At 47.6% G+C, this 22,182-nt stretch carries 12 protein-coding genes; 11 read left to right on the top strand and 1 reads right to left on the bottom strand.

Annotated elements, in window-relative coordinates:
- The first annotated feature begins 35 nt into the window (after positions 1-35).
- From DB398_RS07155 to DB398_RS07140, 4 genes are all read left to right on the top strand, one after another.
- Positions 36-2,309: a S9 family peptidase gene (locus DB398_RS07155; RefSeq protein ID WP_234416129.1), complete on the top strand. Its 2,274-nt coding sequence runs from the start codon at positions 36-38 to the stop codon at positions 2,307-2,309.
- 27 nt (positions 2,310-2,336) lie between these two features.
- On the top strand, positions 2,337-5,387 hold the full coding sequence (locus DB398_RS07150) for a beta-L-arabinofuranosidase domain-containing protein (protein WP_108423707.1): 3,051 nt from the start codon (positions 2,337-2,339) through the stop codon (positions 5,385-5,387).
- A gap of 18 nt (positions 5,388-5,405) precedes the next feature.
- The gene (locus tag DB398_RS07145) at positions 5,406-8,105 is read left to right on the top strand and encodes a DUF5695 domain-containing protein (RefSeq protein WP_108423851.1); all 2,700 of its coding nucleotides are present in this window, start codon (positions 5,406-5,408) and stop codon (positions 8,103-8,105) included.
- Positions 8,106-8,337: 232 nt separating this feature from the next.
- The gene (locus DB398_RS07140) at positions 8,338-10,479 is read left to right on the top strand and encodes a family 43 glycosylhydrolase (RefSeq protein ID WP_108423706.1); all 2,142 of its coding nucleotides are present in this window, start codon (positions 8,338-8,340) and stop codon (positions 10,477-10,479) included.
- A 33-nt stretch (positions 10,480-10,512) separates the two neighbouring features.
- Here DB398_RS07140 and DB398_RS07135 read toward each other — a convergent pair whose 3' ends face one another.
- Positions 10,513-11,250 (bottom strand): NUDIX hydrolase, encoded by a 738-nt coding sequence (locus DB398_RS07135; protein ID WP_108423705.1) that lies wholly within the window; start codon positions 11,248-11,250, stop codon positions 10,513-10,515.
- 373 nt (positions 11,251-11,623) lie between these two features.
- Between DB398_RS07135 and DB398_RS07130 the strand changes: the two genes are divergently transcribed.
- The 7 genes from DB398_RS07130 to DB398_RS07100 all read left to right on the top strand — a co-directional run bounded on the left by DB398_RS07130 (position 11,624) and on the right by DB398_RS07100 (position 21,987).
- Positions 11,624-13,156, top strand: coding sequence for an alpha-N-arabinofuranosidase (locus DB398_RS07130; protein WP_108423704.1), 1,533 nt, complete (start codon positions 11,624-11,626; stop codon positions 13,154-13,156).
- Positions 13,157-13,162: 6 nt separating this feature from the next.
- Complete coding sequence (locus tag DB398_RS07125; RefSeq protein WP_108423850.1) at positions 13,163-15,154, top strand: glycoside hydrolase family 127 protein; 1,992 nt, start codon at positions 13,163-13,165, stop codon at positions 15,152-15,154.
- Positions 15,155-15,228: 74 nt separating this feature from the next.
- Positions 15,229-16,905, top strand: a complete 1,677-nt coding sequence (locus DB398_RS07120) for a ribulokinase (protein ID WP_108423703.1) — start codon at positions 15,229-15,231, stop codon at positions 16,903-16,905.
- Between the two features lie 3 nt (positions 16,906-16,908).
- Positions 16,909-17,610: an L-ribulose-5-phosphate 4-epimerase gene (locus DB398_RS07115; RefSeq protein ID WP_108423702.1), complete on the top strand. Its 702-nt coding sequence runs from the start codon at positions 16,909-16,911 to the stop codon at positions 17,608-17,610.
- A 17-nt stretch (positions 17,611-17,627) separates the two neighbouring features.
- Positions 17,628-19,133, top strand: a complete 1,506-nt coding sequence (gene araA / locus DB398_RS07110; RefSeq protein ID WP_108423701.1) for an L-arabinose isomerase — start codon at positions 17,628-17,630, stop codon at positions 19,131-19,133.
- 42 nt (positions 19,134-19,175) lie between these two features.
- A complete protein-coding gene (locus DB398_RS07105) occupies positions 19,176-20,360 on the top strand; it encodes an aldose epimerase family protein (protein WP_108423700.1) in 1,185 nt (394 codons plus the stop codon).
- A gap of 7 nt (positions 20,361-20,367) precedes the next feature.
- Positions 20,368-21,987: a sodium:solute symporter gene (locus DB398_RS07100; RefSeq protein ID WP_108423699.1), complete on the top strand. Its 1,620-nt coding sequence runs from the start codon at positions 20,368-20,370 to the stop codon at positions 21,985-21,987.
- Positions 21,988-22,182: the final 195 nt, after the last annotated feature.

Here is a 22,182-nt window from a genome sequence, read left to right as displayed (position 1 = left end):
ATATGGAATAAGAGATTATCTCTAGTTTTAACCTTATGGATACTATGGAATCTTTTGTCAAAAAAATAAGTGTATTTTTTATACTTATAACTTCGGGAGCAGCATTTGCCCAAGGGACTTTAGCGGAATATAAAAAGGCGATTGCCCTAGATTCCCTGTTTCGGGACAAGGTCATCAACTCACCTTCCAGTTTTCATTGGTTGGAAAATGGGCTGCTGTGGTATGTAAACAATACCTCCAAAGGAAAGGAATACCTATGGGTAAGTCCTTCCGCCGAAACCCAAAAAGAATGTTTTGACCATGTGGCCTTGGCCAAATTGTTGTCCGAAACATTTGATAAAGAAATCGATGCGGACCAAATCGACATTACTGAACTGGAGTTTGATGCCGATATGGACGAGGTCAAGTTCATTTTTGACAAGAAGAAAGTTTCCTACCGCCCAAGCAGCAACACGCTGACCATTATTGATGCAAATCCAAGGGATAGGGACAGAAACAGAGGGTATTGGGGCAGCAGGTTCGATGAAACGACCAACCCGCCCGTGATGTCGCCAGATTCTACAATGACCGCATTTATCAAAAACAGCAACCTGTACATCAAGAACAATGAGACCGAAGAGGAAACCCGCCTGAGTTATGACGGGGCGCCTGGGTTTTACTATTCGAGTTACATCAAATGGTCTCCCGATGGGAAAAAGATCATGGCCTATAAAGTGCGTCCGGGGGATGACCGAAAAATCTATTTTGTGGAATCCAGTCCAGCAGATCAGTTCCAGCCCAAGTTGCAATCCAGGGACTATTTGAAACCAGGGGATGAGCTTCCCTTCAAGAGTCCGCAATTGTTTCTAGTGGACCCCAAAAAGCACATACCGATCCCTACGGACGAGTTCAGCCATCAATTTGGCCTGAACCGAATCGATTGGAGGGAGGACAGCCGTGCCTTCTCCTTCGAGTTCAACCAACGCGGCCACCAGGCTTACAAAGTAATCGAGGTGGACGCTTTGACGGGGAACCTGAAAGTTTTGGTGAACGAGACCAGTGACACCTTCATTGACTACAGCAGTAAAAAGTACCGATACGATGTGGCAGATGGCAAAGAGATCATTTGGACGTCCGAACGTGACGGTTGGAACCACATTTACCTCTACGATGGAAAGACGGGGCAGGTAAAAAAACAGCTTACCAAAGGGGAGTGGGTGGTACGCCAAGTCGTCCATGTGGATGAGGAGAACAGGGAGGTCTATTTTACGGCCAGTGGGGTCGATAAAGACCAAGACCCCTATTTCATCCACTATTTCAAGGTGGGGTTTGATGGAAAGAACCTTACCCGCTTCACGGTGGAAAATGCCAACCATGAGGTCACCTTCTCCGAGGATTTTGCCTATTATGTGGATCGATATTCCAGAGTGGACGCTTCACCAGTGACCCTTTTGAAATCATCAAAAAATGGAAAGGCCATCATGCAGTTGCAAAAGGCAGACCATTCCGCTTTGCAGAAAGAAGGATGGATTGCTCCCGAAGTTTTCACGACAAAGGGCAGGGACGGTATCACCGATATTTGGGGCATCATCATCAGACCAACTTCCTTTGATCCCAACAAGACCTATCCGGTCATTGAATATATTTACGCAGGGCCCCATAGTTCCTTTGTGCCCAAAGATTTCAGGGCCTATTATTGGTCCATGTCCTCCTTGGCCGAGTTGGGCTTTATTGTGGTGCAGATCGATGGGATGGGTACCTCCAACCGATCCAAGGCCTTTCACGACATCTGTTGGCAAAACTTGAAAGATGGAGGTTTCCCCGATCGGAAGATATGGATCAAGGAAGCCGCAAAAAAATACCCTTACATGGATGCTGATAAAGTGGGGATTTTCGGAACTTCGGCCGGGGGGCAGAATGCGGCCGCGGCCTTGGTCTTTAATTCGGATTTTTATGACGTGGCGGTCTCTTCCTGTGGATGCCATGACAACAGAATGGACAAGATATGGTGGAACGAACAGTTTATGGGCTATCCCATTGGCCCGCATTACGCAGCCAGTTCCAATGTGGAAAATGCAGATCGGATGGGCGGTAACCTGATGCTCATATTGGGCGAGGTGGACGACAATGTGGACCCAGCCAGCACCATGCAGTTTGCCAACGCACTGATCAAGGCCAACAAGGATTTTGAATTGGTCACTATACCCGGAATGGGACATTCTTCCGGAGGGGATTTTGGGGAACGCAAACGCAAGGACTTTTTTGTGAAACACTTGATGGGAGTGGACCCACCATCATGGGAAGCCATTTACGGTCAGAAAACCAATTAATTTTAAATAGAGGGAAACGATTTTATCATGAGACTAGCTAAGTTATTCATTTGTGCATTATTGAGTTTTGTTGCTTTGGGCCTGAACGGTTTACAAGCGCAAAGTGGCAACCAGATATTGGATGGGATTGGGGAAACAGGGATGATTGCCCGATATATTTTCAATGGGGATGCCAAGGATTGGTCCCGGAACAACCTACATGCAAGGGTGTATGGCACCAATGCCAAGTTTGAGGATGATGAAAAATTTGGCAAGGTACTTTCCCTCTCAGCAGATGGCAAGTCATACATTTCCATTCCTGGTGAGGCCGTGGAAGGGGAAGAATCACTCAGTATATCCGCATGGGTCAACTTCAAGTCCATGCAATCAGGCCAGTATCTTTTTGATTTTGGGAAGGACGACAGGACACATTTTTTTGTGGCCCCTTCGGGAATCCAAGGCAAAGAGGGATATCAGGCTCAGATTGTAAAAGAGGGCAAGGAGCAGTTCACGGCCCTTGCGGCCAGTTCCAAAATTGAATTGGGCGAATGGGTGCACCTAGCCATAGTATTGGATATTCCCTCCAAATCCATGAATGTCTTCATCAATGGGGAACAGGTGGGGAAAGCCGAGAACATGGATATGGAATTGGGCGAACTGTTCACCCATGAGAACTTGCTCTATTTGGGAAGGTCGATAACCTCCAATAACCCCTATCTCGATGCCAAGATCCATGATTTTAGGTTATATCGCATCCCTTTGAGTGAAAGACAAATAGGTAGGATCCGTTATATCGCCCTAAGAGGGGGAGAAGGAACGGCAAGAAGGGAAAGGCCAGAGGACAACCTACCACAATTTGAAGCAGGGACCCCCCAATTGTACAATACATACCTCACCGGGGTATCCAATATTGAAGTGGAGACCGAGGTGGGCCATCTGCCCAGATTGCCACGTTACGTCCAAGGCACCTATCGCAATGGTGTCAAAGGTCCGGAAGTAAGGGTGTTGTGGCCATCCCCTACGGACAATGCGGAGGTGTTGCAGGCAGGGACCTACGAGGTTACCGGCCGGGTGGCGGGCACAGATTTTCAGCCCAAGGCCAAGGTCATGGTAAAATCAGGCAAAGAAATGGGCACACCCAGCCGCAAACTGGAGGTGTTCGGATTGGATGAGGTATCCTTGGATGCAGATGTCAATGGCCAACAGACAAAGTTTATCGAGAATAGGGACAAATTCATCAAGACATTGGCGCAGACCAATCCAGATTCCTTTCTCTATATGTTCCGAAATGCCTTTGGGCAAGAACAACCGCAAGGAGCAAAGCCATTGGGCGTTTGGGACAGTCAAGAAACCAAATTGAGAGGGCATGCCACGGGCCACTACCTTACCGCCATTGCCCAAGCCTATGCCAGTACGGGTTATGACAAGGAATTGCAGGCCAATTTTGCAGATAAGATGGACTATATGGTGGAAGTACTCTACCAATTGTCCCAAATGTCCGGACAGCCCACCAAAGCAGGAGGGGAACATGTGTCCGACCCAACGGCCGTTCCCCCAGGGCCGGGCAAGTCTGCCTATGATTCCGATATCAGTGAAAATGGCATTCGGACAGATTACTGGAATTGGGGAAAAGGGTTCATCAGTGCCTATCCGCCCGATCAGTTCATCATGTTGGAAAAAGGGGCCACTTACGGGACCCAGCCTACCCAAGTTTGGGCACCTTATTACACATTGCACAAGATTTTGGCCGGTTTGATGGATATTTATGAAGTCAGCGGAAATGCGAAGGCCCTTGAAATTGCCAAGGGAATGGGCGATTGGGTATATGCCCGATTGAGCCTAGTGCCCACAGATACCCTGATCAGTATGTGGAACACCTACATAGCCGGGGAGTTTGGGGGGATGAACGAGGCCATGGCCCGTTTGGACAGGATGACCGATGAACCACGCTACCTGAAGGTCGCCCAATTGTTCGACAACATCAAAATGTTCTTCGGGGATGCAGGACATTCCCACGGATTGGCCAAAAATGTGGATTCGTTCCGAGGGCTGCATGCCAATCAGCACATTCCCCAGATCATGGGCGCGCTCGAGATCTATCGTGATTCGGAATCGCCCGAATATTATCGGGTGGCCGATAATTTCTGGTACAAGGCCAAGAACGATTACATGTACAGTATCGGGGGCGTGGCCGGGGCCAGGAATCCTACCAACGCAGAATGCTTTATTGGACAACCGGCCACATTGTACGAGAATGGCTTTTCAGCAGGAGGACAAAATGAGACCTGCGCCACCTATAATATGTTGAAACTCACCAAAAACCTCTTCTTGTTTGACCAACGGACGGAGTTGATGGACTACTATGAACGTGGACTTTATAACCACATCCTCGCCTCTGTGGCTGAGGACAGTCCGGCCAACACCTATCATGTGCCTTTGAGGCCAGGTTCCGTAAAACGGTTTGGTAATCCGGAAATGACCGGGTTCACCTGTTGCAACGGTACCGCTTTGGAGAGCAGCACCAAACTCCAGAACTCCATTTATTTCAAAAGTCTGGATGCGAACGCACTGTATGTGAACCTTTATGTACCTTCCACCTTGAAATGGGAAGAGAAAAATATCACCGTTCAGCAGAAAACAGCTTTTCCGAAAGCGGACCAAACCCAATTGACGATCAAAGGCAAGGGTAAATTTGACCTGAACCTTCGGGTACCGCAATGGGCGACCAAAGGTTTTCTTGTAAAAGTGAACGGCAAAGAAGAAAAAGTAGTCGCCCAACCGGGTACGTACCTTACCTTGAGCCGCAAATGGAAGGACGGTGACATTGTGGATATCCAAATGCCGTTCCAGTTCCATTTGGACCCTGTGATGGACCAACAGAATATTGCCAGTCTATTTTATGGCCCCATTTTATTGGTGGCCCAAGAACCTGAAGCCAGGAACGATTGGCGTAAAGTGACCTTGGATGCCAATGATATTGGTAAGACCATCCAAGGTGACCCCAAGGCTTTGGAATTCACCATTGACGGAGTGGTGTTCAAACCGTTCTATGAAACTTATGGTCGCCATTCGGTGTATTTGGATATAACCTTGAAATAAAATCGGATTGCAATGGAGATGAAGCACAAAAAGTATGGATTGACCTTGGTGTGTTGTTTGGCCATCCTATCGGGACTACAAGCACAACGGACCTATTGGAGCAGGGTGGAGAGCAGGGAATCGACCTTGGGCATTGCTGATGTCTATCAGAAATTCAGCACCCCTGATTTTCAGTTGAAATTGGTCAAGGCCTCGCAGACCGTTGCCGCCCTCAGGCCCAACAGTGAACCTTATTTTGATTTTACTCCCGGGGAGCGCCTCGATATCAGGGACAAGGACAGTCTTTATCATTTGGGAGACATCAACCTTCGGATAAAGGATGCCAACGGCGCATGGAAATCGTATTCTACCGCTACCCATCGCGCAGAAATAATTCCTTTGGAAGCAACAGGCACCATTCTTGCCGCTGCCGATTTGGCCAATACCTTGCCCAATGACATCCCTGTTTCGGTGAAAAGGTATTATGAATTGGACCATGATCAACTGGTCATGCGCTTTGAGATCACCAACAAGCAAAATGTAGCTGTGGAAATTGGGGCATTGGGCATCCCGATGATCTTCAACAATATTCTTGAAGGGAAATCATTGACGGAGACCCATGCGCAAAACGTATTTTTTGACCCCTATATTGGAAAGGATGCCGGCTATCTGGAAGTGAAACGACTGAGCGGAAGAGGCCCGGCACTTTTGGTACTGCCCAAGGAGAACATGGGCTTTGAGGCGTACCGACCCTTATTAGACGACCCCACGCCCAAGAGCATTGTTTTTGAGGGCTTTCATGAGTGGATGGCCCATAGCAAGGCCTATGCGGAAAAGGAATGGCAGGGAGTTGAGCAGTGGAACAACCCCACTTCGCTTATCCTTCGGCCCAAGGAAACCAAAAACTTTTCCTTGAAGTTTGTATTGTCCGAAGGCATCAAGAACATTCAGGAGACCTTGGTGAAGCAAGAACACCCAGTGGCGGTGGGGGTGCCGGGTTATGTGTTGCCCCAAGATGTGGAGGGCCAATTGTTCGTTGATTACAAAAGCGAAGTGGCTTCATTTCAGGTTGAACCTAAAGGTTCCTTGGAGGTCAAAGAGGATGGGAAGACCCCATCAGGGAAAAAGAAATATCGTGTCCAAGGAAAAAAATGGGGCAGGGCAAGGCTTACGCTGACCTATGCCAATGGTGTGGAGCAGACCATCAACTACAAGACCATCAAACCGGAAGCGGAGGCCATCAAGGATTTTGGACATTTTTTGACCACGGAACAATGGTTTGATGATTCCAACGATCCCTTTGGACGGAATCCATCGGCCATCAGCTATGACTATGAGAAAAAAGAGCAGGTGGTACAGGATGGAAGGGTCTGGATCAGTGGATTGAGCGATGAAGGTGGTGCCGGAAGTTGGTTGGCTGCCATCATGAAGCAATTGGTACAGCCCAATAAAGAAGAGATCCAAAAGTTGCAGGGATTTGTGGACGAGACCCTTTGGGGAGGCATTCAGTACAATGAAGGTCCCCATAAGTACGGTGTAAAAAAGAGCATCTACTATTACCAACCCGATTCGCTGCCCCAAGGCACCTATAGTGACAAGGTCAACTACAAGACCTGGGCGGCCTGGGACCACAAGCATGCCAACGACCCGGGAAGATCCTACAACTATCCACACGTAGCGGCTGCCTATTGGGTCATGTACCGCTTGTCCCGATACCATCAAGGGTTGGTGGACAATAGGTCCTGGGATTGGTATTTGGAAAATGCCTACCATACCAGTGTGGCCATGGTGGAGAAGGCACCATACTATGCCCAGTTCGGGCAAATGGAAGGTTCTGTGTTCCTTTTCATCTTGGAAGATTTGAAAAATGAAGGACTCACCGAAATGGCCACCGATTTGGAAAAACGGATGAAGGAAAGAGCGGACCATTGGAAGGCATTGGACTATCCCTTTGGCAGTGAAATGCCCTGGGATTCCACAGGACAGGAGGAAGTCTATATGTGGTCCAGTTATTTTGGATATGATCGAAAAGCGATGGTGACCCTGAGTGCCATATTGGCCTATATGCCCACCATGCCCCATTGGGGCTATAACGGCAATGCCAGAAGATATTGGGATTTCTTGTACGGTGGCAAGGCAGGGGAAACTTCCCGTGTGGAACGTCAGATCCATCATTATGGATCGTCATTGAACGCCATTCCCGTATTGAGCCATTTCCGAAAAAAACCGGACGACCTGTACCTATTGAAAGTGGGCTACGGCGGCCTTTTGGGGGGAATTTCCAACATCACCCAAGATGGGTTTGGCCCTGCGGCCTTTCATTCCTATCCATCTACCCTAAAAATAGATGGGATTTCCGGGGATTATGGTTCCGGTTTCTATGGCTATGCTGTGAACACTTCGTCCTATCTGGTGAAGGATGAGGATATGGGATGGTTGGCCTTTGGGGGCAATTTGTCCCAAAAAGGGAACGTCGTGGAAATGGAACTGACCACAGCGGCACGGTCAAAAGTCTTTATCGCTCCCAAAAAGCTTTGGCTCACCTTGGATGCGGGGTCGTTTGAAAAAGTGGCCTACGATGAAAGCACTGGTGAGGTCACCCTTACGCTAGGGGCAAGTACGGCCCATACTCCCAATGCCTATTTACGGATAGAAGGGGAGGCGGAACTGCCATATCCAAAAGAACGGGGCGCCTACGAAATTGCACTGGACAAAAAGGGAACGGTGATCAAGCTCTGAAAATTTAGGAGTTTGGACTAATTGTCATTTGTATTGAAATCTGTCATTTCGAGTGATTTTCGAAATGAAATGAAGAAAATTGTATCGAGAAATAGAGGATTCAACGAAGCCAAGCAACAGTTAGATATAGATAATCTTGGTTCTCGATACTTTTCCCTACGGGAAAAACTCGAACTGACAAATTTTTTACTGCTAAAATGTTGATAGGGTATCATTTGCAAAAAAGGATTTGATGAATAGAACGCTGAACATAGTGTTGTTGGGTTTGGTGTTGGCCAATGCTTTTGGCCAGCAACGTATGGGCCAACTTCCCATGGAGAAGGTGAACCCCATTCTCCCTGGGTATTTTGCTGACCCCACCATCAAAAAGTTCGGGGACACCTACTATATCTATGCCACGACGGATAACGAAATGCTGGCATCCGGTGTTCCCACGGTCTGGTACAGTACGGATTTTGAACATTGGTACAACTATACCATGGAAGTCCCCTCCCTGGAATCCGTCAATCTTAGGAATTTTTGGGCGCCGGATATCATCGAAGGGGATGATGGCAAATACTACCTGTATTTTGGCAATTGCCAGGCCGGGTGCAATATCTATGGTTATGTGTCCGATACGCCAGTGGGTCCTTGGGAAAAATTGAACAAGGACGATGTTCCGATAATTGCACACAACTATCCCAGAAAAGGTTTTCCTTCCCTAGATGCCCAATTTTTTGAGGACAGTGACGGACGGATCTATGCCTATTGGGGCACATGGGTGCATTACAATGGTGGATATGCCGTAGGGGAATTGGACACAAGTATGGCCAAGGTCAAAAATGCGAAGAACATTCCTTTGGAAGAGACCCCAGAACCTTTTGAGGCGGCCTATATGATGAAAAAAGGGGACAAATACATTTTGATGTACTCCGGCGGTTCCTGCCATGATGAAACCTACAATGTGAGGTATTCCTATTCCAATACACCTTACGGACCATTTGTTCCAGGGGAGAATAATCCCATCTTGTCCACCAATGAAGAAGGAACGGTGCATGGTCCGGGACACCATTCGGTGTTGGAGGAAAATGGGAAGTATTACATCGTCTATCACAAACACGATTACCCAATGACACGGGGTGGCCTGTCCCGACAAGTTGCTGTGGATGAAATGGTTTTCGAAAACGATTCCACCATCAGAAAAGTGGTTCCGGGACAAAAAGCCCTTCAGGATTTGAGGGCACCTAACCTGCCAAGGAATTTGGCATTGGGGGCAACGGCCACTGCATCGTCATTTTATCATTTGCAATCCCTGCAATACGACTATGCCTATGAGCCTTCTTTCGCCACGGATGATCACAATGCCACCATGTGGAAGGCTGCGGACAATTCCTTTCCGCAACAGTTGACTATTGATCTGGGAAAAGAGACCGACATCAAAAGGGTGATGACCCAGTTCGAGTTTGCAGGATACTATTACCAATACCAACTGGAACATTCCACGGATGGACAAAACTGGGATCTTTATGCTGACCGTTCCGGCAACAAAATACCGGGGAGTCCCATGGTCGATGACAAAGACGCGAGGGCCCGCTATTTGAAGCTAACGGTCTTGGATGTTGAAAAAACGGGGCTTTACGCGGCAGTTTGGAACATCAAGGTGTTCGATTCCTTGTTTGAAATCCCATTGAACTTGGAGGGCAAGCCCTCCAACGAAGACACCGGGGCGAAAAGTGCCCACCAAAAACCGGTGGAGATGGACGCAAATGATTTCCCTCCTTCAAATGACCTTACCCATCTCCCTAACCGAGGAAGCCTAGGAGGGAATTTTGAAAAGAAGGGGAAAGTGGTCCTTGAAGCTGATGAAGAGGGAATAAAGGCCTTCAATTTTACAGAAGGAGCCTTGGTTTTGGACCAGGTGGTTCCACGAAGTTTGGAATGGAACGGGGCTTTCACCGTGGCCACTTGGGTCAAAAATCCTCAAATAGCCAAAGAAGGGGAATGTTTGTTGTCCTGGTGCGATAGGTTCAGGTTCAATCTGGCCAATTCATACAATGCCTTGCATTACAATAGCGGCCCATATGGCGCCGCAGCACATTTGGATGGACATTTTGATATGGGCTACCAAAACCTTCCGTCTGCCAATGAATGGCACCATATTGTATTGACTTTTGATGGGGTGGTGGAAAAAATATATGTGGACGGTCAACTGGACAATTCCCAAAACATGACTTTGGCCTCACAAATTGAGAATGCCAAAATTCGGATAGGGGCCTCGGATGTGGGCGAGCATTTTTCTGGGCTTATGGCCTCTTTACATCTATATGACCATGCCTTGACCGAAAAGAAAATCCAAGAATTGATGCTCTCGACCAACCCTTTGCGTGAAAAGTGATTCCAACAGGGGAAGATTATACCTAGATGTTGCTCAGAGCTTAAAACTGAACCCGTCTTCCTCGACCTTCTTTTTGTACTTCTCCTTGTCAAAAACAAAAAGATAGGCCCCTTTTCGGGAAACGGTCATGTCCTTCTCGTTCAATTTTACGAGGACATCCAAAGAATTGACCTTGTTGATGAAGTTGCGCTTGTCCAGTTTTTTGTCCAAAATGGATTCATAGAGGTTTTGGAGCTGGCGCATGGTGAATTTTTCAGGCAGTAGTTCAAAACCGATGGGCATGGTCATGGCCCTGCGTCGCAAACGCGCTATGGCCTTTTGGATCATTTCCTCGTGGTCAAAGATCAAGCTAGGGGCCTCGTTGAGGTCGAACCAGCGGGCCGACTCGATCTGGATGCCATCGAACTGGTGCGAATCCACATCGATGAGTGCAAAATAGGCTACGGAAATGGTTCGTTGTCCAGGGTCGCGGTCCAGCTTGCTGTAAGTGTACAATTGCTCCATGTAGATATCGCTCAGGCCGGTCAAGGTGTTCAATACCCGTGTGGCAGCTTGGTCGAGGTTCTCATTTTTCTTCAAGAATCCGCCAATGAGGGACCATTTTCCCTTTTCAGGTTCAAAATTCCGTTTGATGAGCAATATTTTCAGGTTGGTCTTGTCAAAACCAAAAATGATACAGTCAACGGCCAGTAGGGCCTGATCCTCTTTTTGGTAAAAATTGAGCTGTTGGTTGATGTCGGTGGACAAATCTGCTTCTTTGGGTATTTCCATGGGGCTAAAGTCCTAAAACTAAATTTTTTAAACAAATATCTTTTGATGAAAAACCTTGAAAAAGGTCATTGGATACCATTGTGAATGGATGGGGTGAGTCTCTTTAGAAGAATGGGTTGTGCAAGGGGTTGAAAATAAGATTATTGCGTGTTGATTGGTTTGTGGTGTTAAATTAACACATTGAAATGAAAATTTAATTTGTTTTAGAGGTAAAACTTTTGTTTATTTATAAATGTAAAAATAACACTTGAATATTGAGGTCAATCACACACTGGGTTGACTTATTTGAGTTAGTTTAAGTTTAGTAATTATAGTTCAAGGCCATGACTGGTTCGTGGCCTTTTGACTTTTTCAACAACTGAAAAGCCATTTTATGAGATACCTGACTTTACTTTTGACCACAATGCTGTCCTCGCAGTTGTTTGCACAGCAACCTGTTTTGATAAGCATTAACGAAGATGCTGGATCTGCGCAGATCAGTAAACATATCTACGGACATTTTGCCGAACACTTGGGACGTTGCATTTATGAAGGTTTGTACGTCGGTGAAGAAAACAAGACGATACCCAATACGGAGGGTGTGCGTAATGATATCATTGCTGCCCTTAAGGAACTCAATATCCCCAACCTGAGATGGCCGGGAGGTTGTTTTGCCGACACCTATCATTGGAAGGACGGAGTGGGGCCCAAGGAAGAAAGACCGACCATTGTGAACCGTTGGTGGGGTGGGACTACCGAGGACAACAGTTTTGGGACGCATAACTTTTTGAATCTCTGTGAGGTGTTGGGGGCAGAACCTTACCTCTCCGCCAATGTGGGCAGTGGCACTGTGCAAGAACTGATCGATTGGGTACAGTACACCAACCATGATGGCGTTAGTCCGATGGCCGATTGGAGACGCGAGAACGGAAGGGAAGAGCCTTGGGGTGTAAAATATTGGGGCGTAGGCAATGAAACTTGGGGCTGCGGTGGAAACATGACTGCCGAGTACTATGTGGATATCTACAGAAAATATGCAACCTTCATGTCGGATTGGAACAATAGCGGGGGCGTTTACAGGATTGCTTCAGGTGCTTCCGAGGATGACTACCACTGGACGGAGACCTTGATGAAGAACGTGCCCTACCATTTGATGGAAGCCGTGGCCCTTCACGATTATGCGGTTTTTAATTGGTCCAACAAAGGGCCGTCCGTCAATTTTGATGATGAGATTTACTTCAAGTCGATGGAACAGGCACTGAAAATGGAGGAGTACGTCACCAAGCACATCGAGATCATGGACAAGTACGATCCTGAAGGAAAAGTGGCTCTTTTTGTGGACGAGTGGGGTGGTTGGTACGATGCCGAACCCGAAGTAAAAAATGGAGTGCTCTACCAACAGAACACCATCAGGGACGTGATGATTGCGGGAACGGTGCTCAATACCTTCAACAACCACGCGAAAAGGGTGAAAATGGCCAATCTGGCCCAAATGGTCAACGTGCTACAAGCCGTGATCCTCACCGATAAGGAGAAAATGATCAAAACCCCGACCTATCACGTCATGCACCTATACAAAGTGCACCAAGATGCACAATTGCTGCCTTCCAAAATTGAGGGCAATACCGAGTTTAGGGAGCTTCCGGCCATTTCAGTATCAGTTTCCAAGGACAAAACGGGAAAGGTCCATATCTCTTTGGTGAACATTGACCCTGAAAATGACATCGCTGTGGAATTGGATATGGGCAATTTGGACATCAAGGATATCGATGGACAAATTTTGACATCGGAAAAGTTGCAGGACCATAATTCCTTTGATGCTCCCGAAAAAGTGACGCCGAAGGAATTTAAGGGGGCCAAACTGAAAAAAGGAAGCATATCACTTACCATTCCCGCCCATTCACTCATTGTTTTGCAAGGAAAATAAATGCATATGAAAAAAATGATATGGATAACCACCAGTCTATTGGTGTTGGTGGCCTCGTGCAAAAAAGAAGCGGAAAAGCAATCGGATTCCGAAAATGGGACCTATACGGAATCCGGTTATCCCATTGAACCGGTGAACATTCAAAATGTAAAAATCAAGGATGAATTCTGGTTGCCGATCATACAGCGTGTTCAAGAAAAAACCATTGAATACGCCTTGGAAAAATGCAGGGAAGAGGGTCGGTTCGATAACTTTCTGATCGCTGGAGGCAAAATGGAAGGTTCGGTAAAAGGGGCCATGCCCTTTGATGATACCGATGTCTATAAAATTATAGAAGGGGCTTCCAATTCCTTGATCAGCGCTCCAAATCCCAAACTGGAAACCTTGCTGGATTCCTTGGTGTCCATCATAAAAGTGGGGCAGGAAGCCGATGGTTATTTGACCACCTGGCGGACCATAGACCCAGCAAATCCTCCCGCAAATTGGGTGAATGTTGAAAAAGGCGTGCGTTGGGAATCCCTTGGTATGAGTCATGAACTGTACAATGCAGGGCACTTGTTCGAAGCAGCCGTTGTGCACTATAAGGCCACGGGCAAGCGCAACTTTTTGGACATCGCCATAAAAAATGCAGACCTGATGGTGGAGACCTTTGGCGAAGGAGAGGGTAAAATTGCCGCCGTGCCCGGACACCAGATCATTGAAACGGGCCTGATCCAATTATATCAAACCACAGGAAAAAAGGAATATTTTGACCTCGCCAAATATTTCTTGGATCATAGGGGTAAACCCGAACACCATGACCTTTTTGGGGCCTATTCCCAAGACCATCTACCCGTTGTGGACCAGGACGAAGTGGTAGGGCATGCCGTGAGGGCCGTTTACATGTATGCCGGGATGACGGACATTGCCGCCATTGAAAAGGACTCAGCTTACCTCAAGGCCGTGAACGCCCTTTGGGACAACATGGTGAACAAAAAAATGTACATCACAGGAGGAATTGGAGCCAAGCATGACGGGGAAGCCTTCGGTGAAAATTACGAATTACCCAACCTGACCGCTTACAACGAAACATGCGCGTCAATCGGTGATGTCTATTGGAACCATAGGTTGCACAATTTGACAGGAGATGTAAAATACTTCGATGTAATCGAAAGAACACTTTATAATGGATTGATTTCTGGATTGTCCCTTGATGGCCAACAATTCTTTTACCCCAATGCGTTGGAATCGGACGGGGTCTATAAATTCAATCAAGGGGCCTGTACCCGAAAAGATTGGTTCGATTGCTCCTGCTGTCCCACCAATGTGATTCGTTTTGTCCCAGCTATGCCCGGTCTGATTTATTCCAAACAAGATGACACCCTGTTTGTGAATCTATATTCGGCCAACACAGCCAAAGTCGAACTTAAGAACCATGCTGTTGCGGTGGAACAAGAAACTTCCTATCCTTGGAACGGCAAGGTGAAATTTACCGTAAAACCGGATGAGGCAGGTGAGTTCACCATCAAACTTAGAATACCGGGCTGGGCCAGAAATGAGGTCTTGCCTGGGGATTTGTACCAATACGCATCCAAAGTTGAAGCCGCCAACACGCTTTTCCTGAATGGAGAGCAGCTTGAAGATGTTGTTGATGATGGTTATTTCACAGTGACCAGAACCTGGGAGGCAGGGGATGAGGTGGAACTCGAATTTCCAATGTCCGTTCGAAAAGTGATCGCCAATCCTATGGTAGAGGAAGACCAAGGGAAAATGTCACTCGAATATGGTCCTGTGGTCTATGCGGTGGAAGAAATCGATAACAAGGGCAAGTTTGATGACATTCAACTATCGGCAAATGAAGAATTCAAGGTGGAAATGCAACCCGATCTGTTGAAAGGGGTCAATACGATATCAAACGAAAAGCTGACCGCAATACCTTACTATGTCTGGTCAAACAGGGGCATCGGAAAAATGAAGGTTTGGTTGCCGGTGAAAGAAGGAGAAGAAAAAACAGAATAATAGCCTAAAAAACAGAAATTTATACATCCAACACTCGAGCATTGAAAAATGCTTTTTGAAGACTGACCAACAGAATGAAAGAATACGTAATAGGACTCGATTATGGTTCCGATTCGGTAAGGGCCGTATTGATCGATACCCAAAACGGTGCAGAGCTGGCCTCTGAAGTATTTTGGTATCCCAGATGGAAGGCACAAAAATATTGCAGACCGGAAATCAATCAGTTTCGCCAACACCCATTGGATCATATCGAAGGATTGGAGCACACCATTCGGGCCGTGATGAAGCAAAGCGGTGTGTCCCCGGAGACCGTCAAGGGAATCTGTATCGATACCACAGGTTCCTCCCCAATGCCAATAGCCGAGGATGGAACGGCATTGGCCATGGTGCCTAGCTTTGAGGAAAACCCGAATGCCATGATGGTGCTTTGGAAGGACCATACCGCTGTAAAGGAAGCCAACGAGATCAACGACCTGGCCCGATCTTGGGGAGGGGAAGATTTCACCAAATATGAAGGAGGAATTTACTCTTCCGAATGGTTCTGGGCCAAAATACTCCATGTAGCCAGAGCTGATAAAGAGGTGGTCAATGCCACCCATACTTGGATGGAACATTGTGATTATGTCACCTATCTGCTGGCCGATGAAAAAGACCTGAAAAAATTCAAGAGAAGTAGATGTGCTGCTGGTCACAAGGCGATGTGGCACGAGAGCTGGGGCGGACTTCCAGATGCTGAATTTTTAGCAAAACTGGACCCATATTTGGCATCGCTTCGCGGAAACCTATATGATGAAACCTATACTTCCGATGAGGTGGCGGGCCACCTGAATGAAGAATGGGCAGGAAAACTGGGTTTGACTACCAACACCGTCATTGCTGTGGGCACTTTTGATGCCCATGCAGGTGCCGTGGGAGCCAAAGTGGACCATCATGCCTTAGTCAGGGTCATGGGAACCTCCACTTGCGATATTATGGTGTCCTCCGCGGAAGCAGTGGGCAGCAAAACGGTCAAGGGAATCTGCGGGCAGGTCGATGGTTCCGTAATTCCGGGAATGATAGGGCTTGAAGCAGGCCAATCCGCTTTTGGGGACGTGCTCGCATGGTTCAAAAATCTATTGGAATGGCCCATGGACCATCTGATCATGGAATCAACGGTGCTTTCAGACCAGCAAAGGCAAGAACTTCAGGCCGAAGTGGAATCCAAATTTATACGCACCTTGGCCGAGCAGGCAGAGAAAATTCCTTTGACGGAGTCTGTTCCCATTGCTTTGGATTGGGTCAATGGTAGAAGAACCCCGGACGCCAATCAAGAGTTGAAAAGTGCCATTGCCGGAATTTCCCTGGGCACAAATGCCCCCCATATCTTCAAGGCTTTGGTGAATGCGATATGTTTTGGTTCCAAAATGATCGTGGACCGTTTTGAAGAAGAAGGGGTAAAGATCGAAACCGTGGTCGGTATCGGTGGGGTGGCCCGAAAATCCCCTTTCATCATGCAGACCTTGGCCAATGTGCTGAACATGCCCATCAAAGTGGCCGAGTCCGATCAGGCTCCCGCTCTGGGAGCTGCGATATATGCGGCCGTGGCATCTGGAATCCATAAAAATGTGATCGAAGCCAGCAAGATCATGGGCAGCGACTTTGAGGCAGAATATGTGCCAGAGCCCTCCCAAGTGGAAGCCTACGCCAAATTAATGGAAGAATACAAGGCCCTTGGGAGCTTTGTGGAAGAACGAACCAACAAAAACAAATAAGATATGGGCCCAAAATACAAATCGCTCAAGGAAGAATGTTATGAGGCCAACATGGAGCTGAATGCCCTTGGTTTGGTCATCTATACCTTTGGGAACGTGAGTGCCGTGGATAGGGAAAATTCGGTTTTTGCCATCAAGCCCAGCGGTGTGCCTTATGAAACATTAAAACCTGAGGATATCGTCATCGTGGATTACGATAACCAAGTGGTGGAAGGGAAATTAAGACCCTCATCGGATACCAAGACGCATAGCTATCTCTACAAAAATTGGGAAAGTATCGGCGGAGTGGCGCACACCCATGCCATGTATTCCGTGTCCTGGGCGCAGGCTCAATTGGACATTCCCATCTTTGGCACCACCCATGCGGACCATCTGACCCAGGACATCCCCTGTGCCCCACCCATGGCGGACGAACTTATCGAAGGGAACTATGAACACAATACCGGCATCCAGATTTTGGACTGCTTCAAGGAACGGGGACTGGATTACCATGAAGTGGAAATGATATTGATAGGGAACCATGGTCCATTCGCTTGGGGCAAAAATGCAGCGAAAGCGGTTTATAACACCAAGGTATTGGAAACCGTGGCACAAATGGCCTATCTCACCCTACAGATAAACCCCGATGCACCGAGATTAAAAGAATCACTCATAAAAAAACACTACGAGCGTAAACATGGTAAAAATGCCTATTACGGTCAATAATATAATTTTACATCTAAATGAAAATAGCTTCTAAAGAAATCTGGTTCGTTACCGGAAGTCAACATTTATATGGCCCAGAAACCTTGAAACAGGTGGCCTCCAATTCTAAAAACATCGTGGACGGACTGAACGGATCGGGCCAATTGCCCATCAACTTGGTCTTTAAACCCATAGTGACCACTCCCGATGAAATCTTGGCACTGTGCCGCGAAGCCAGTAACGACCCTTCGTGTATTGGTCTGGTGGCTTGGATGCACACCTTTTCGCCCGCCAAAATGTGGATTGCAGGACTTACTGCGCTCAGCAAGCCCTTGTGCCATCTGCACACACAGTTCAATGCAGAGATCCCTTGGGAGAACATTGACATGGACTTTATGAACCTGAACCAATCGGCACACGGTGACCGCGAGTTCGGTTTTATGATGTCCCGCATGCGCAAGAACCGAAAAGTGATCGTGGGCCATTGGAAAAGTGAAAGAGTGCAACAAAAACTGGGTGTTTTTGCCCGTGTGGCGTTGGGCGCCGATGAACTGCGACACCTCAAAGTGGCCCGTTTTGGGGACAATATGAGGGAAGTGGCCGTGACCGAAGGTGATAAAGTGGCCGCACAGATGCGCTTTGGTGTGGCGGTCAATGGGTACGATTCTTCGGATATCACAAGCCGTATCGATGCGGTGGATCAAAAATCAGTAGATCGGCTCCTTGAAGAATATGAAGCCACATATACCTTGTCGGACGCCCTCCAAAAAAATGGGGCAAAACGCCAGTCCTTGGTGGAAGCGGCCAAGATTGAATTGGGGCTTCGCACCTTTTTGGACGAAGGCGGATTCAAGGCATTTACCGATACCTTCGAAAACCTCGGGTCACTAAAGCAGTTGCCAGGACTTGCTGTGCAAAGGCTGATGGCCGATGGTTATGGATTTGGAGGAGAAGGCGATTGGAAAACAGCGGCCATGGTCAGGGTCATGAAGGTGATGGCCGAAGGGTTGGAAGGAGGCACCTCTTTCATGGAGGACTATACCTATCATTTTACCCCACAAAAAGAATATGTATTGGGATCCCATATGTTGGAAATCTGTCCGACCATAGCCAGTGGAAAAGCTTCGTGTGAGGTCCATCCCCTTGGAATTGGGGGGAAGGAAGACCCAGTTCGATTGGTGTTCAATTCCCCGGCAGGAAATGCGATCAACGCTTCCCTGGTGGATATGGGGAACCGTTTCCGGTTGATTGTCAACGAAGTGGAAGCTGTTGCGCCTATGGCCAATTTGCCAAAACTGCCCGTGGCCCGGGTGCTTTGGGACCCGAAACCCAATCTGGACATAGCGGCCACCGCATGGATCTACGCAGGTGGGGCACACCACACGGTGTATTCCCAAGCATTGGGGGCGGAATATATGGAAGATTTTGCCGATATTTTCGGAATTGAACTCTTAGTGATCGATGCCGATACCAAGATCAGGAATTTCAAAGATCAGTTGCATGCCAACGAAGCCTACTATCATTTGTTTCAGCACGGGATGTAATCAATGCCAATAAAAAATTAACTAACAAACAAACAGATTATCATGAGGACAGCACAACCTTACCTTATTTGTTTTGTTTTTCTGCTAACACTTTTAAATTTGGGATGTAAGGAAAACAAAAAGGAAAATCAGTCAAGTATGGAAACCACAGATGCCCAACAAGGGAAAGAATATTTTGAAAAGACCAGTTTTGGGAAAATGCCAGATGGGCAGACAGTGGAAAAATACACTTTGAGGAATGCTTCGGGGATGGAAATCGATGTGATCACCTATGGTGGAATCATCACACGTTGGACGGCCCCGGACAAAAATGGCTCGTATGAAGATATTGTCCTAGGGTTTGACGATTTGCAACAATACCTTGATGGAAACCCTTATTTCGGGGCATTGATAGGCCGGTACGGCAACCGGATTGCCAAAGGAAAGTTTAGTTTGGATAGTGAGACCTACACCTTGGCCACCAACGATGGCGAAAATCATCTCCATGGTGGTGAAAAGGGTTTTGACAAGGTGGTTTGGCAAGCCAAAGCGGAAAGTACAGCTGAAGGTGCTTCTTTGGAGCTTACCTACACCAGTGCCGATGGGGAGGAAGGCTATCCAGGCAAACTGGATGTGAAGGTCACCTACACCTTGAATGGGAACAATGAACTCGATGTACGCTACGAGGCCACCACGGACAAACCTACCATTGTGAACCTGACCCAACACAGCTATTTTAATCTTTCAGGCGACTTTACCCAAAGTGTACTCGACCACGAACTTTTCTTGGATGCCGATGCATACCTACCCGTGGATGGGGGGCTTATTCCCACCGGAGAGCTCCGTGCCGTTTCTGGAACCCCATTCGATTTCAAACAACCCAAGTTGATGGGCAAGGAAATCAATGTGGAGAACGAACAATTGAAGCTGGGGAAAGGCTACGACCACTGTTGGGCCCTGAATCCGAAAGAAGGCAATTATGGTCTGGCTGCCGCCGCATATCACCCTAAAACAGGACGCTTGCTCGAGGTGTATACCGACGAGCCTGGAATCCAATTCTACAGTGGAAACTTTTTGGATGGCACCTTGCCTGCACAGAAGGGGGGAACTTATGGGCAAAGGGCAGGATTTTGTTTGGAGACCCAACATTATCCCGATACCCCCAACCAAGAAGGATTTCCTTCCGTTAGGCTGAACCCTGGCGAGACCTATTCGTCCAGGACCACATTCAAACTATCCACCAAATAAGCAGGACATGAGGACATTGGATACTTTTGATTGGATTACCATATCCGCTTACTTTGTTGTGCTTTTGGGAATCGCCGTTTGGGTAATACGCAAGAAGAAGGAAAGCACGGAAGATTATTTTCTTGCCGGTAGAAATGTGGGATGGTTTGTAGTGGGGGCTTCTATCTTTGCTTCCAATATTGGCTCGGAACACGTTGTGGGACTTGCGGGTGCCGGGGCAGGGAACCGATTGCCCATGCTCATTTATGAAATACAGGCATGGGTGGTGCTCATCTTGGGGTGGGTGTTTTTGCCCTTCTATGCCCGGGCAGGGGTCTTTACCATGCCCGAATTTTTGGAAAAACGTTTTGATGCACGCTCCCGATGGATTCTTTCCGTATTCTCCATTGTGGCCTACGTGCTCACCAAAATATCGGTGACCATCTATGCAGGTGGGATTGTGGTCTCAGCTTTGCTGGGCATCGATTTTTGGACCGGTGCCATTGCCACGGTGGTTTTAACAGGAGTTTATACCGTTCTGGGTGGCATGCGCGCCGTGGTCTATACCGAAACCTTGCAGGCCATTATATTGGTCATTGGCGCAGCGGCCCTGACCCTTATCGGTCTGGACCACGTGGGAGGTTGGCAGAGCATGAAGGAGACCGTTACCCCGGAATACCTCAATATGTGGCGCTCCGCTTCCGACCCTGATTTTCCATGGCCTTCGCTCTTTATTGCAAGTACGATCACGGGAATTTGGTATTGGTGTACCGATCAGTACATCGTGCAAAGGGCGCTTACGGCCAAGAACATCAAAGAGGGTAGGAGAGGGACCATTTTTGGTGCCTTGTTGAAGTTGATGCCGGTTTTCCTCTTTTTAATCCCTGGCGTGATTGCCCTGACCTTGAAAATGCGCGGCGAACTGGATTGGGACAGCCCGGATGAGGCCTTCCCCGTTTTGATGAGCAACCTGTTGCCGTCCGGATTGCGAGGGTTGGTCGCAGCAGGTCTTTTGGCAGCTTTGATGAGTTCCCTGGCCTCTGTTTTCAATTCATGTTCTACCCTGTTCACGGTGGACATCTATAAAAAGTTACGACCCAATACACCAGAGAAGAAACTGGTGAGGACAGGACAGATTGCTACGGTGATCGTGGTGATCATCGGTATCATTTGGATTCCTATCATGGCCAACATTTCCGGAGTGCTCTACGAATACCTTCAAAGTGTACAATCCTACATAGCACCGCCTATTACGGCAGTGTTCCTGCTGGGAATATTCCACAAGCGGATCAATGCGCAAGGAGCTTTCATCACCCTTATTGTTGGATTTGTTGTTGGGGCACTCAGGATAGTTCTCGAATTGGTGAAGGAATCCTTGGACCCCGGAAGTTTCTGGTTCTTCATGGGAGATATGAACTTCCTCTCCTTCGCCTCTTGGTTCTTCCTGTTCTGTATCATATTGATATTGGTGGTAAGCTACGCGACCAAGGCACCGTCGGAAGAAAAATTGCAAAACCTTACCTATGCCACCATTTCTGAGGAGGAAAAAAGTAAGAACAAAAGCAGTTATAACTGGAAGGACATTGTCATTTCCGTGATTATTATAGCCATTGTCATCTATGTGATGGTGTGGTTCAATGGGAAGTAGTATTGTCCAAAGAACTTCTTTAACTGTCAGTTCGGGCGTAGTCGAGAACTAAATCTGTATCAAGACCAATGGATTTCGACTATGCTCAACCTGACAAAACTTGAATTTCATTCATGGAAATTTCCGAAGATTGGCATTTAACTGACTTGTGGAATGAAGACAAGTCTAGTTTTTTGACCCCTAAAGTGCAGCGGT

The sequence above is a fragment of the Flagellimonas amoyensis genome, assembly GCF_003058265.1.
GTDB classification, from domain to species: domain Bacteria; phylum Bacteroidota; class Bacteroidia; order Flavobacteriales; family Flavobacteriaceae; genus Flagellimonas; species Flagellimonas amoyensis.
Note: the sequence above shows the minus strand (reverse complement) of the source record. Positions and strands in the feature narration are given on the sequence as shown.

Coding starts and splice junctions, on each gene's coding strand:
- DB398_RS07145 (WP_108423851.1), top strand. CDS start 5,406: ATGAAGCACAAAAAGTATGGATTGACCTTGGTGTGTTGTTTGGCCATC.
- DB398_RS07140 (WP_108423706.1), top strand. CDS start 8,338: ATGAATAGAACGCTGAACATAGTGTTGTTGGGTTTGGTGTTGGCCAAT.
- DB398_RS07155 (WP_234416129.1), top strand. CDS start 36: ATGGATACTATGGAATCTTTTGTCAAAAAAATAAGTGTATTTTTTATA.
- DB398_RS07125 (WP_108423850.1), top strand. CDS start 13,163: ATGAAAAAAATGATATGGATAACCACCAGTCTATTGGTGTTGGTGGCC.
- DB398_RS07130 (WP_108423704.1), top strand. CDS start 11,624: ATGAGATACCTGACTTTACTTTTGACCACAATGCTGTCCTCGCAGTTG.
- araA (WP_108423701.1), top strand. CDS start 17,628: ATGAAAATAGCTTCTAAAGAAATCTGGTTCGTTACCGGAAGTCAACAT.
- DB398_RS07135 (WP_108423705.1), bottom strand. CDS start 11,250: ATGGAAATACCCAAAGAAGCAGATTTGTCCACCGACATCAACCAACAG.
- DB398_RS07105 (WP_108423700.1), top strand. CDS start 19,176: ATGAGGACAGCACAACCTTACCTTATTTGTTTTGTTTTTCTGCTAACA.
- DB398_RS07115 (WP_108423702.1), top strand. CDS start 16,909: ATGGGCCCAAAATACAAATCGCTCAAGGAAGAATGTTATGAGGCCAAC.
- DB398_RS07150 (WP_108423707.1), top strand. CDS start 2,337: ATGAGACTAGCTAAGTTATTCATTTGTGCATTATTGAGTTTTGTTGCT.
- DB398_RS07120 (WP_108423703.1), top strand. CDS start 15,229: ATGAAAGAATACGTAATAGGACTCGATTATGGTTCCGATTCGGTAAGG.
- DB398_RS07100 (WP_108423699.1), top strand. CDS start 20,368: ATGAGGACATTGGATACTTTTGATTGGATTACCATATCCGCTTACTTT.